Below are 11,603 nucleotides of genomic sequence, written 5' to 3' on the forward strand. Positions count from 1 at the left end.
GCCGCCCGTGAGGTGGCTCGACGCTCTGCTGGGGCGCCAGGCTCCGGCGGAGCCCGACCTCGACGCGCTGTTCGCCCTGCCGCAGGCGGCGCCCCACCTGGAGGGTGCCACCGGCCTGGCGCCCACCGGTCAGGGAGCCGTGTGCTTCCGCGCCGCCGAGGGCAGGGCCTTCACCCGCGTGCAGAAGGACGCCAAGGCGCTGCTGGGCAGCCGTGTCCGGGAAACCTCCGACCCCTACGGCTACACCTGGCTGACGGTCGACCATCCTCTCGACAAGCTGGTCGCCGAGCTCCACTCGGTCAACTCCACCCTGGAGGGCGCCGACTTCGCCCCCTCGCTGCTCTGCTCGGCCGTCGCCTTCGCCAACGGCTCGCAGCGCCTGGCCATGGTCTACCTGTACCGTCGCGGCAGCTTCTACCCCTTCGCCCCGCTGGCCGGACGCGGGCGCGACACCGCGCTGGAGCGCAAGGTCGCCGCGACGCTCGCCGGCGACCTGCCCGTCGAGCCCGACGAGGCCCGGTGGTTCGCGCTCTGGGACAGCCCGATGGCGTGACAGAGGATGTCAGTGTTCGCCGCCTAGAGTGCGCCCATGATCTACGAGGTCCGTACCTACCGGCTCAAGCCGGGCACCCTCGACGACTTCGTCCACGTCATGCGGACCCAGGGTGTGCCCCTGCTGCGCAGCTTCGGCATCACCGTCGTCGCCGCCGGGCCCTCCCTGGTCAAGGAGGGCGACTGGGAGGAGGCCTACATCATCAGGGCCTTCGCCGACGCCGACGAGCGCGACCGCCTGGAGGAGGCGTTCTACGGCAGCCCGGAATGGCACAACGGCCCACGAAACGCCATTCTGGAGCGAATCGAGCACTACCACACCGTAGTGATTCCGGACAGTGATCTAATGATCACGTGGAGCGAAGACTGATCATCGGCGCCGCCTGGGCCTTCGTCATCGCGGCGATCTTCTACAGCGCGTGGGTGACCGGCCAGTTCGTCGACCCGGCGGTCGACCGCAGCAGCGGCTACGTCAGCGAGCTGGCGGCGCGCGACCAGTCGTGGTCGGCGATGTTCAGGCTGACCACCGCGGTCGCCGGGCTGGCCACGCTCGCCGGCGTGGCGCTGGTGCCCAGGGTCGCGCACGAGTGGGCGGGCTGGCTCGCCCTGGGGCTGTTCGGCCTGTTCACCTTCGGGGAGGCGCTCTTCCCGCTCGACTGCGCGGCGCTCAGCGACCCCGCCTGCGAGCGGGGCGGACGATCGTTCTCGCACCACGCGCACTACGTCACCGCCGCCCTGGCCATCGCCTCGGTGACGGTCTCGATGCTGCTGCTGAGCCGTACGAGACTCGCGTGGGCCGTGACCGGCGCCGCGCTGCTGGCCACCGTCGCCGAGCTGGCGGCCATCGCCGCCGGCACCCTGGCGGGCCTGGCCCAGCGGACGCAGCTCGCACTGATCGCCGTGTGGCTGCTCTACATCGCGCTGCGGCTGGTCACGCATCGCCCGGTGATCGACCCGGGCGTTCAGCACGTGGTCCGCGCGGGAGAAGGGCCGGCCGTCCTGATCACCTCGGGGCCTTCCGGCGCCTGGTACCACTGGGACAGGGTCGCCGACGAGCTGGCCGTACGGCACCGCGTGATCCGCTTCGACCGGCCGGGCCTGGGCCTGAGCGCCTGCGAGGAGCTCCCTCCCACCCTGTACGGCGAAGCGGCCAGACTCGCCGCGCTGTCGCCCGCGCACCCCGAACTGGTCACCGTGGTCGCCCACGCGACCTCCGCCTGGCACGCCGAGGCCTTCGCCCGCCTGCACCCCCTGCGCATCAGGAGCCTCGTCCTGGTCGACCCGGTCGTGCAGCGCGCCCGCAAACGCGGCACCAGCCAGCTGGGCCGTACGGTGGGCCGCTGGCTGCCGGCCCTGGGCGGCACGTGGGGAGCGCACGCGGCGGCCGTGACCGCCGGGCCCGCCCTGCATCGCGCGGTCACCGGCGCGAGCGACCGCAGCGGCCTGTACCGCTCGGGACGGGTGCTCGCGGCGACGCTGGGAGAGTGGCTGGCGGGCCGCGACATGTGCGCCGAGCTGTGGAAGGTGCGCGAGGAGCACGACTTCCCGGCGATCCCCGTCGTGATCATCAACGCCGGCCGCCCCGACGCGGGACAGGAGGTCCTGGCCCGCTCGCTGGGCGCCCGCATCGTGCGCGCCGAGGAACGGGTTCAGTGGCGGCAGCCCGATGTCGTCGTCCGGGCATGCGCGCCACAGGCACAATAGGGGCATGTTGGACCTGAGGCCGGGCGATCCCTCCTGGGTGGGGGAGTACGCCCTGACCGCCCGCTTAGGCGAAGGCGGGCAGGGCACCGTCTACCTGGCCGAGGCCAAGACCGGCGGCAAGGTCGCCGTCAAGCTCATGCGCGCCGACCTCGCGGGAGACCGCGAGGCCTCGGAACGGTTCGTCCGCGAGGTCTCGCTGGCCCGCCGCGTCGCGCCCTTCTGCACCGCCCAGGTGATCGAGACGGGCATGTTCGGGCAGCGGCCCTACATCGTCAGCGAATACGTCGCCGGGCCCACGCTGGGCGAGGTGGTGCGGGCGGAAGGCCCGCGCTCGGGCTCCTCGCTGCACCGCCTGGCCATCGGCACCGTCACCGCGCTGGTCGCCATCCACCAGGCCGGGATCGTGCACCGCGACTTCAAGCCCTCCAACGTCGTGCTCGCGCCCGACGGGCCGCGCGTCATCGACTTCGGCATCGCCCGCGCGCTCGACCTGACCTCCTCGCTGACCGCCGCCGCCATCGGCACGCCGTCGTTCATGGCGCCGGAGCAGCTCGTCGAAGGGCAGCCCGGGCCCGCCTCCGACCTGTTCGCCTGGGCGTGCACGCTGCTGTACGCCGCCTCGGGGCACGCGCCGTTCGGGACCGACAGCCTGCCGGCGGTGTTCAACCGCATCATGAACGTCGAGCCGGACCTGGGGGTGGTGGCCGATCCGGCGCTGCGGGCGCTGGTGGCCGACTGCCTGGCCAAGGACCCCGCGCGGCGGCCCACGGCCAGCCAGGCGCTGATGCGGCTGCTCGGCCACACGGGCGCCACCACGACCGGCGGCCAGAGCGGGCCCGCCCCCTGGACCCCGAGCCCGCCCAGCCGGCCCACGAGCCAGCCCACCGGCCAGCCCACCGGCCAGCCCACCGGCCAGCCCATTGGCCAGCCGCACCAGGTGCCCGCCGGGCCGCCCTCGGGTCCCGCGCTCCTGGCCCAGGGCAGCGCCGCCTCCGCCCCGCCGCCCCACGCCACGCCCACGTCACCGCCACCCCACGTCTCGGGGCCGCAGAACCCGGCCCACCCAGGGCCCCACCCGCACGGGCCCGTCTACACGGGATCCCACCCGGGCGCCTACCCGTCGCAGCCCCACGCCCCCGGACCGCACCCGCCGAGCCGTCCCGCCGTGCCGTACGCCCAGCCCGCCCCGGGCGCCCGCCCGAACGCCGGGCGGTCGGGCCGGTGGGCGATCGTCGTGTCGGTGGTCGCCGCCGTCGTGGTCCTCGTCGCGGTCATCTACGTGGCCGTACGGCTGACCCGCCCGCCCGAGGTCACCGGCACCGGCCCCACGCCCACCCTCACCCCCGTCACCCAGCCGCCGGCGTCGCCCTCGATCGCCCCCACCGGCACCGCGCTCAAGCTCCCCGGCGCCCCCGTCACCCTGACCGAGCACGCCTCCGACCCGATCAGGCTGGCCAGCTACAGCGTCGACGGCGGCACCAAGCTGTACGTACGGCAGGGCAGGACGTTCGTGCTCAACGCCGACTACTTCGAATACGCCCTCAGCCCCGACGGCAAGCAGGCCCTGGCCACCGATCGCGACTACACCAGCGACAGCTACGCGCAGGTCTCGATCGTGCAGCACGCCACCGGTTCCAGGAAGGCCATCACGCTGAGCAAGGCCCCGATCTACCCGACCACGCCGCGCTGGTCGCCCGACGGCGGCACCGGCCTGGTCACCCTGTACAAGGCGGAGGGCGACAGCAGCGTCGCCTACGGCTTCGGCACGATCGACATCGCCACCGGCACCGTCAAGATCTTCCCCGCCAAGGAGAAGGGCGCGGGGGAGTGGCGCTACTTCTGGGCGGGCGAGGACCGGGTGGCCACCTGGGCGGGCGGCAGGATGCGCTTCTACGACCTCGACGGCACGCTCGTGAGCTCCGAGGGCTCGGTCGGCGCGCCGCTCTGGGTCGAGAGCGGCACGGTGTCACCGTCAGGTGAGTATTTCCTGTCCCACTGCACCACGGCGGGCAGCGCGGTCTGCGCCCATCCCGTGTCGGGCGGAGGCGAGCCCGTCACCATCCCGCTGGTCAGCACCCGCCTGATCGGGTGGTTCGGCGACGATCACATCGCCGGATGGGTCGCCGACGGCACCGGGCAGAAGGCCGTCATCGTCGACCTGCGCGGCAAGGTCGAACGTGTGCTGGCCACCACGACTGACCCGGTGGCTCTCGGGAAGATGGGCCTGCGCTTCACCGGTGCCTAGAGATGGTCAAGTCACCGCGTCGTATCCGGGGCCCCCGGACGGGTGGTGACATGACTCATATGATCAAGTTGACTCCCGGCCGCTGCTGACGCTGCGAGGCTGACGATGGACCACACACACGAGCAGATCACGGTCGTCGGAGAGGGCGCGATCACCGCGGCCCCCGACCTGATGCGGCTGATGGCCGGGGTGGAGGTGCGGCGCGCCACGCCGGGCGAGGCCTTCTCCGCCAGCCGCACGGCCGCCGCCAAGCTGACCAGGACTCTCGTCGAGGCCGGCATCGACGCCAAGGACCTGCGCACCAACGAGCTGTCGCTGGGGCCGGAGTACGAGGCCTACCCGAAGGTCGCCGGCTACCGCGCCGCGCAGGGCGTCGAGGCGGTCATCCGCGACCTGGTCAGGGCCGACGAGATCATCGACACCGTGGCGGGCGTCGGCGAGGAGGTGCGCCTCAACGGCGTCGCCTTCGAGTTGTCGCAGCCCGACCAGGTGCTGGAGAAGGCACGCGAGCGCGCGTTCGGCAACGCCGCCGCCAAGGCCGGGCAGTACGCCACGCTCGCCGGACGACGGCTCGGCCGCGTCGTGTCGGTCAGCGAGGAGGTCAACAGCCCGCCGCAGCCGCTCATGGCCGCCGCCGAGTCGTTCGACGCCAAGGGGTCGGTGAGCCCGGGCCGTCAGACGATCTCCGTCACGGTCAGAGTCGTGTACGGCTTCGCGGACTGACCCCGCCTGCCCCCGGCGGCCTGGTCACCGCCGGGGAGCTCTCCCGGGCACCGCCCCCGTTACGGCAGGGCGAGCATGCGGTCGAGCGCGACCCTGGCCCAGTGGGCGGTGTCGTCGTCGACCGTGATCTGGTTGACCACCTCGCCCAGCACCAGCGACTCCAGCGCCCACACCAGGTGCGGCAGGTCGATGCGGTTCATCGTCGAGCAGTAGCAGACCGTCTTGTCGAGGAACGAGACGTTCTTGTCGGGGAACTGCTGGGCCAGGCGCTTGACCAGGTTGAGCTCGGTGCCCACCGCCCAGCTGCTGCCCGGCTCGGCCGCCTCCAGCTTCCTGATGATGTACTCCGTCGAGCCCACGTGGTCGGCCTTGGTCACCACCTCGTGACGGCACTCCGGGTGGACCAGGACGTTCACGCCCGGCACGCGCCGCCGTACGTCGTCGACCGACTCGGCGGTGAAACGGCCGTGCACCGAGCAGTGGCCCTTCCACAGGATCATCTTCCTGCCGCGCAGCTCCTCGGCCTTCGGCGGCCGGTGGGGGCTGTACAGCACGCAGTCGTCGAGCGACATGCCCATCTCCAGCACCGCGGTGTTGCGGCCCAGGTGCTGGTCGGGCAGGAACAGCACCTGCTTCTTCTGTGAGAAGGCCCACTCCAGCGCCCGCTTGGCGTTGGAGGAGGTGCACACCGCGCCGCCGTGCCGTCCGCAGAAGGCCTTGATGTCGGCACTGGAGTTCATGTACGTGATGGGAATCACATCGTCGGCGATCCCCGCGTCCTCCAGCGCCTCCCACGCCTCCTCGACCTGGTCGAAGGTCGCCATGTCGGCCATCGAGCAACCGGCCGCCAGGTCGGGCAGGACCACCTTCTGCCGCGGCGTGGTCAGGATGTCGGCCGACTCGGCCATGAAGTGCACGCCGCAGAAGACGATGTACTCGGCCTCGGGGCGGGCCGCGGCCTGCTGGGCGAGCTTGAAAGAGTCACCGGTGACGTCGGCGAACTGGATGACCTCGTCACGCTGGTAGTGGTGGCCCAGGACGAACAACCGGTCGCCCAGCGCCTCCTTGGCCTTGCGCGCGCGCTCGACCAGGCCGGGGTCGGAGGCGGCGGGCAGCTCGCCCGGGCAGTCGACCCCCTTCTCGCTGTGCGGATCGGTCTCCTGGCCCAGGATGTACAGCGGAATCGCCATGGCGTACCCCTTATCGTCGAAGTGACGAGTATGGAGTCTACACGCCGGGGAATGTGTGGCATCGGCGCGGTGTTGGTAGCGTCTTAGTAGGACCTCAGAACGGGAGTCAGCACATGACGGTTGAGAGCAGCGAGACCACGGCGCAGGGCCTGAACCTGACCGACGCGGCCGCGGCCAAGGTCAGGAGCCTGCTCGAGCAGCAGGGTGAAGAGGGTCTGCAGCTGCGCGTCGCCGTGCAGCCGGGCGGCTGTTCGGGCCTGCGCTACCAGCTCTTCTTCGACGACCGGTCGATGGACGGCGACGTCGTCACCGACTTCGGCGGCGTCGGCGTGGTCACCGACAGGATGAGCGCCCCCTACCTGATGGGCGCCACGATCGACTTCGTCGACACGATCGAGAAGCAGGGCTTCACGATCGACAACCCCAACGCCACCGGCTCCTGCGCCTGCGGCGACTCCTTCAACTAGAAGGGGTGGTGAGGCCTCGTTCGCCTTTGGGGTGAGCGGGGCCTTCGCGTATCCTCGTGTGGCTTCACTTTGGCCTGCTGACAACGAGGAAGAAGAATCCCGTGCGCATCGCCGTCACCGGCTCTATCGCGACAGACCACCTGATGACCTTCCCCGGCAGTTTCGGGGAGCAGCTCATCGCCGAGCAGCTCGACCGGGTATCCCTGTCGTTCCTGGTCGACGACCTGCAGATCCGTCGCGGTGGATGCGCGGCGAACATCGCCTTCGGCATGGGATGCCTGGGGCTCAGCCCGATCCTCGTCGGCGCTGTCGGCAACGACTTCGCCGACTACCGCTCCTGGCTCGAGCGCCACGGCGTCGACTGCGCCTCCGTGCACACCTCCGACGTGCACCACACCGCGCGCTTCCTGTGCACCACCGACGAGCACCACAACCAGATCGCCTCCTTCTACACCGGCGCGATGGCCGAGGCCCGCCAGATCGAGCTGGGCCCGATCGCCGACCGCGTGGGCGCCCTCGACCTGGTGCTGATCAGCCCGAACGACCCCGACGCCATGCTGCGCCACACCGACGAGTGCCGCCAGCGAGGCATCCCGTTCGCCGCCGACCCCTCCCAGCAGCTGGCCCGCATGGGCGACGAGCAGATCCGCCTGCTCATCGACGGCGCCGCCTACCTCTTCTCCAACGACTACGAGAAGGGCCTCATCGAGCAGAAGACCGGCTGGTCCGACGAGGAGGTCCTCGACCGGGTCGGCGTCCGGGTCACCACGCTCGGGCCCAAGGGCTCGCGCATCGACCGCAAGGGCGAGCCGTCCATCCACGTCACCCCCTCGCCCGAGCTGGGCAAGGTCGACCCCACCGGCGTCGGCGACGCCTTCCGCGCCGGATTCCTGGCCGGTCTCGGCTGGGGGCTGTCGCTGGAGCGCTGCGCCCAGATCGGCAACCTCACCGCCACCCACGTGCTGGAGCGCGTCGGCGGGCAGGAGTACGAACTGGGCCAGAAGGTCTTCCTCGAGCGGTTCACCGCCGCCTACGGCAAGGACGCCGCCGCCGAGGTCGCCGAGCACGTGCGCTGCCACCACGCGTGAGCCGCTAGCTCTTCCTGCAGTCGACCGACCCCTGGGTCCCGGTCGGCACACCGGCCGTCGTGCCGGGGTACTTCCACTGGCACACCTGGTGCGGGCTGTAGAAGTCCATGCCCGAGGTGATGCAGGACAGGTTGTACCACGACCCGGCGGCCGTGCCTCCCTTGGCGGCGCAGAACGCCTCGGCGTCCGCCCATACCAGCGTCCCGCTCTCGGCCGCCTTCGGCTCGGAGGTGGGCACGGGGGACTGGGTGGCGGTCGGTTTGGTGCTGGGCTTGCTGCTCGGCTTCGAGCTCGGCCTGGCCGTGGTCCTGTCCGGGGTGGGCTCGGGCTGGACCGCGGCCTTCGTGGTCTGGGCGGTCGGTCCTGGGTTGGTGTCGCCCTTGGGCGAGCGTGCCGGGCTCGTCGGGGCGGCGGTCTTGCGCTTGCCGGGCTCCTGGCGTTGCCGGTCACGGTGGGCCGGGGTCGTGGTGGGGCTGGGGGAGACCGGGTTGAGGGTCGGGGACGGGGTCGTGGTGGCCGCCGACGCCGGGGGCACGGTTATCGGATCGGAGGGCCACAGGGCGTAGCCGGTTCCCGCGGTCGCGACGAGGACGACCGCCCCGGCCCACGCCAGCCGCCGCCGAAGCCGCCGCGGGTGGTGGCCGGGCGCCGAGGCCTGCACGGCCGGTGACGGCTGCGTGGGCCGTGCCGGTACGGCGGGCGGGTGTGCTTGAACGGCGGGCGGACGGTCCGTCAAGGCGGGTGGGTGTGCCGGTCCAGCGGGCGGACGTGCCGTTGATGCGGGCGGTCGGGCCGACTCCACTGTCGCCTGCCAGGCCGGGGCAGGCAGCGCGCGCAGGCGCTCGGCGACCGACGCCGCCGAGGGCCGCAGGCTCGCATCCTTGGCCAGGCACTCCAGCAGGATCCCCCGCAGCGGATCCTCCAGCGTGCCCAGATCCGGCTCGCCGTACACGATCGAGTGCATGAGCGCCGGAATCCGTTCCCCGGGAAAGGCGTGCCGCCCGGTGGCCGCGTAGACCATGGTGGCCGCCCAGGCGAACAGATCCGCCGCCGCTCCCACGGGCCCGCCCGCGAACTGCTCGGGAGCCATGTAGGCAGGCGTCCCGACGATCTGGCTGCTGATCGAGGACCGCGTCAGGTCCACGGCGCGGGCGATGCCGAAATCGATCACCACCGGCCCGTCAGGGCTGAGCACCACGTTGCCCGGCTTGAAATCCAGATGGATCACGTCCGCCGCGTGGATGCCCGCCAGCGCGGTCACTGTGTTGATGGCCAGCCGCTGCAACGCCCCCGCTCCGCGCGGGCCGGAGTCGCGGACCGACTCCTGCAGCGACGGCCCGTCGACGAACTCGCTGACGATGTACGGCCGGGAGCCGTGGAAGCCCGAGTCGAGCACCTGGGCCGTGCAGAACGGCGCCACCCGCTTGGCGGTCTCGACCTCGTCGAGGAAGCGGTCGCGGGCGCCGTCGAGTGGCGGGTCGAGCAGCTTCACGGCGACGGAGGCCCCGTCGGACCCCCGCGCCGCGAACACCGTGCCCTGGCCGCCGGAGCCGAGCCGGGCGTGCACCTGGTACGGCCCCACGCTGGGCGGATCTTCCGGCAGCAATGGCCGTAAGCTGGGCACATCGCCTCCAACTCCCTCGACTGGGGATGATCGTATCCCCGTCGAAGGAGTGTCAGGCGCCCGCGTAGATCCGGTGCACGAAGTCGGCGAGCTGGTCGTCCGGCAGGTGCTTGGCCAGATCGGCCTCGCTGATCATGCCGATGATCCGGTGATCCTCGATGACCGGGAGCCGGCGGATCTGGTTCTCCTGCATCCGCGTGAGCGCCTCCTGAACCGTGGCGTCGGCCGGCACCCACACCAGGCCGGTGGCCAGGTCCGCGGCGGTGACCTTCGACGGGTCCTTGCCCTCGGCGATGCACTTCACCACGATGTCGCGGTCGGTGATGATGCCCTGGAGCCGGTCGTCAGGTCCGCAGATCGGCAGCGCGCCGACCCCGTGGTCGCGCATCATCTGCGCCGCGCGGTCGAGCGTCTCGTGGGACGGGATGCACTCCACGCCCGAGCTCATCAGATCGCGAGCGGTCTCGCTCATCGGATTCTCCCCCGGAATGTCGATGATGTTCCGAGGTTGATTTACCCATTTCGTCCGGACCGCAACGGAGGGCTCAGTAATTCCGCCGCACGTGGATGGCCCACCCGCCCTGCGGCAGTTCATACGTTCCAACATGCGGATGCGACTTCAGCCTGCACCACGCCGGCACGTCCGTGTAGGCCGCCGGGTCGTCGGCGAGCACGGCGACCACGGCGTTGAGCGGCACCGCATTGATCTGCTCGGCCAGCATGATGATCGGGATCGGGCACTTCTTCCCGAGCGCGTCGATCGTCAGAGCGGGCTGAACCGGCGAACTCATGCGACTCCTGCGTCTAGGCGGATCCTGCGCACCACGTCGGGAAGAACGGTCAGGAAACGCTCCACATCGGCGGCCTGCGCGCCTCGCGGCAGCGAGACCCGGACGTTGCCGTGGGTGAGCACCCCCATCGCCTCCAGAACGTGCGATGGACGTAGCGTACTAGCGGTGCATGAACTGCCCGACGAAACGGCGAATCCGAGCCGGTCGAGCTCGGTCAGCAGCACCTCGCCGTCGACGTACAGGCACGAGAACGTGACGATGTGCGGGGCCCGCTCGACCGGGTCGCCGATGACCTCCACGTCGGGCACGAGCTCCGGGACCCGGCGCCTGACGAGGTCGACCAGGGCCGACAGCCGGGCGTTCTCGGCCTCGGCCTCGGCGAGCGAGGCGCGCAGGGCGGCGGCGGAGGCGACGATGGCGGGGACGTTCACGAAGCCGGGCACCCGGCCGCGCTCACGCTCGTCCTCGGGCAGGGCGGAGCGGAAGCGGGTGCCCTTGCGCACGGCCAGCACCCCGACGCCCGACGGGCCGCCCCACTTGTGGGCGCTGGCGGCGAGCACCGACCAGCCATCGGGGACGGGCAGCCGCCCCGCGGTCTGGCAGGCGTCGACCAGCAGGGGCACGCCTGCCGTACGGCACGCGGCCGCCGCCTCGGCGACAGGCTGGAGCGTGCCGACCTCGTGGTTGGCCGTCTGGAGGCAGGCCAGCGCGGTGCCCTCGGCGGACACGGCCGCGGCGAACGCGGCCAGGTCGACGCGGCCGGTGAGCGACACGGGGACGGTCACCAGCCCCGGCGAGCCGGACGCCGTCGCGGGTGCCGTGGCGGGCGTCGTCGCGGATCCGAGCGTGGCCGCGTGCAGGACGCTGGAGTGTTCGACGGCGCCGGCGACCACGCGGGAGCCGACCCGGCGGCGCCCGCCGAGAGCGCCCAGCACGCCGAGGTGGACGGCCTGGGTGCCGGAGGCCGTGAACGACACCTCGTCGGGCCGGGCGCCGAGCGACTCGGCGATCTCCGTGCGGGCCTGATCGAGCAGGAGCCGCGCCCGGCGAGCCGATCCGTAGAGCCGTGCGGGGTCGGCCCAGCCGGTGTCGAGCGTGGTCAGGAGTGCTTCGCGGGCCGCGGGGTGGAGCGGCTCGGTGGAGGCCGCGTCAAGATACGCCACGATAGTTATCGTCCCATCGAGGGGTCGCGCGGGAGGCCGGGGGGCCTGCACGCTAA

12 protein-coding genes are annotated in these 11,603 nt (G+C 71.7%); 7 read left to right on the top strand and 5 right to left on the bottom strand.

Translation table 11 applies throughout. The features are described from left to right. Positions 1-7: 7 nt before the first annotated feature. The 5 genes from pspAB to HNR30_RS03915 all read left to right on the top strand — a co-directional run bounded on the left by pspAB (position 8) and on the right by HNR30_RS03915 (position 5,224). The gene (gene pspAB, locus HNR30_RS03895) at positions 8-553 is read left to right on the top strand and encodes a PspA-associated protein PspAB (RefSeq protein WP_181608238.1); all 546 of its coding nucleotides are present in this window, start codon (positions 8-10) and stop codon (positions 551-553) included. Positions 554-589: 36 nt separating this feature from the next. Further along, the gene (locus HNR30_RS03900; RefSeq protein WP_181608239.1) at positions 590-922 is read left to right on the top strand and encodes an NIPSNAP family protein; all 333 of its coding nucleotides are present in this window, start codon (positions 590-592) and stop codon (positions 920-922) included. Continuing rightward, complete coding sequence (locus HNR30_RS03905; RefSeq protein ID WP_181608240.1) at positions 907-2,256, top strand: DUF998 domain-containing protein; 1,350 nt, start codon at positions 907-909, stop codon at positions 2,254-2,256. Before HNR30_RS03900 ends, HNR30_RS03905 begins: the two co-directional genes overlap by 16 nt. Before the next feature lie 4 nt (positions 2,257-2,260). Beyond that, positions 2,261-4,501 (top strand): serine/threonine-protein kinase, encoded by a 2,241-nt coding sequence (locus HNR30_RS03910; RefSeq protein ID WP_181608241.1) that lies wholly within the window; start codon positions 2,261-2,263, stop codon positions 4,499-4,501. A 105-nt stretch (positions 4,502-4,606) separates the two neighbouring features. Further along, positions 4,607-5,224, top strand: coding sequence for an SIMPL domain-containing protein (locus HNR30_RS03915; protein WP_181608242.1), 618 nt, complete (start codon positions 4,607-4,609; stop codon positions 5,222-5,224). A gap of 59 nt (positions 5,225-5,283) precedes the next feature. Here HNR30_RS03915 and nadA read toward each other — a convergent pair whose 3' ends face one another. Next, positions 5,284-6,414 carry a quinolinate synthase NadA gene (gene nadA / locus HNR30_RS03920; RefSeq protein ID WP_181608243.1) on the bottom strand — a complete coding sequence of 377 codons (1,131 nt, stop codon included), beginning with the start codon at positions 6,412-6,414 and terminating at the stop codon, positions 5,284-5,286. A 113-nt stretch (positions 6,415-6,527) separates the two neighbouring features. On the opposite strand from nadA, the gene erpA reads away from it, so the two are divergent. Both erpA and HNR30_RS03930 read left to right on the top strand, forming a co-directional pair. Then, positions 6,528-6,881: an iron-sulfur cluster insertion protein ErpA gene (gene erpA / locus HNR30_RS03925; RefSeq protein WP_181608244.1), complete on the top strand. Its 354-nt coding sequence runs from the start codon at positions 6,528-6,530 to the stop codon at positions 6,879-6,881. A 101-nt stretch (positions 6,882-6,982) separates the two neighbouring features. Continuing rightward, positions 6,983-7,969 carry a carbohydrate kinase family protein gene (locus tag HNR30_RS03930; protein ID WP_181608245.1) on the top strand — a complete coding sequence of 329 codons (987 nt, stop codon included), beginning with the start codon at positions 6,983-6,985 and terminating at the stop codon, positions 7,967-7,969. A gap of 4 nt (positions 7,970-7,973) precedes the next feature. On the opposite strand, the gene HNR30_RS03935 is transcribed toward HNR30_RS03930, so the two are convergent. From HNR30_RS03935 to HNR30_RS03950, 4 genes are all read right to left on the bottom strand, one after another. After that, positions 7,974-9,593: a serine/threonine protein kinase gene (locus tag HNR30_RS03935; protein ID WP_181608246.1), complete on the bottom strand. Its 1,620-nt coding sequence runs from the start codon at positions 9,591-9,593 to the stop codon at positions 7,974-7,976. A 52-nt stretch (positions 9,594-9,645) separates the two neighbouring features. After that, on the bottom strand, positions 9,646-10,065 hold the full coding sequence (locus HNR30_RS03940) for a CBS domain-containing protein (protein WP_181608247.1): 420 nt from the start codon (positions 10,063-10,065) through the stop codon (positions 9,646-9,648). Positions 10,066-10,138: 73 nt separating this feature from the next. Further along, positions 10,139-10,384 (bottom strand): sulfurtransferase TusA family protein, encoded by a 246-nt coding sequence (locus tag HNR30_RS03945; protein ID WP_181608248.1) that lies wholly within the window; start codon positions 10,382-10,384, stop codon positions 10,139-10,141. After that, a complete protein-coding gene (locus HNR30_RS03950) occupies positions 10,381-11,547 on the bottom strand; it encodes a cysteine desulfurase family protein (protein WP_181608249.1) in 1,167 nt (388 codons plus the stop codon). Before HNR30_RS03950 ends, HNR30_RS03945 begins: the two co-directional genes overlap by 4 nt. Positions 11,548-11,603: the final 56 nt, after the last annotated feature.

This window comes from Nonomuraea soli (assembly GCF_013761175.1).
GTDB lineage: Bacteria > Actinomycetota > Actinomycetes > Streptosporangiales > Streptosporangiaceae > Nonomuraea > Nonomuraea soli.

Bases quoted from the DNA above. Each gene is read 5' to 3' on its own strand.
- nadA (WP_181608243.1), bottom strand. From the start codon at position 6,414: ATGGCGATTCCGCTGTACATCCTGGGCCAGGAGACCGATCCGCACAGC.
- erpA (WP_181608244.1), top strand. From the start codon at position 6,528: ATGACGGTTGAGAGCAGCGAGACCACGGCGCAGGGCCTGAACCTGACC.
- HNR30_RS03945 (WP_181608248.1), bottom strand. From the start codon at position 10,384: ATGAGTTCGCCGGTTCAGCCCGCTCTGACGATCGACGCGCTCGGGAAG.
- HNR30_RS03915 (WP_181608242.1), top strand. From the start codon at position 4,607: ATGGACCACACACACGAGCAGATCACGGTCGTCGGAGAGGGCGCGATC.
- HNR30_RS03910 (WP_181608241.1), top strand. From the start codon at position 2,261: ATGTTGGACCTGAGGCCGGGCGATCCCTCCTGGGTGGGGGAGTACGCC.
- HNR30_RS03940 (WP_181608247.1), bottom strand. From the start codon at position 10,065: ATGAGCGAGACCGCTCGCGATCTGATGAGCTCGGGCGTGGAGTGCATC.
- HNR30_RS03900 (WP_181608239.1), top strand. From the start codon at position 590: ATGATCTACGAGGTCCGTACCTACCGGCTCAAGCCGGGCACCCTCGAC.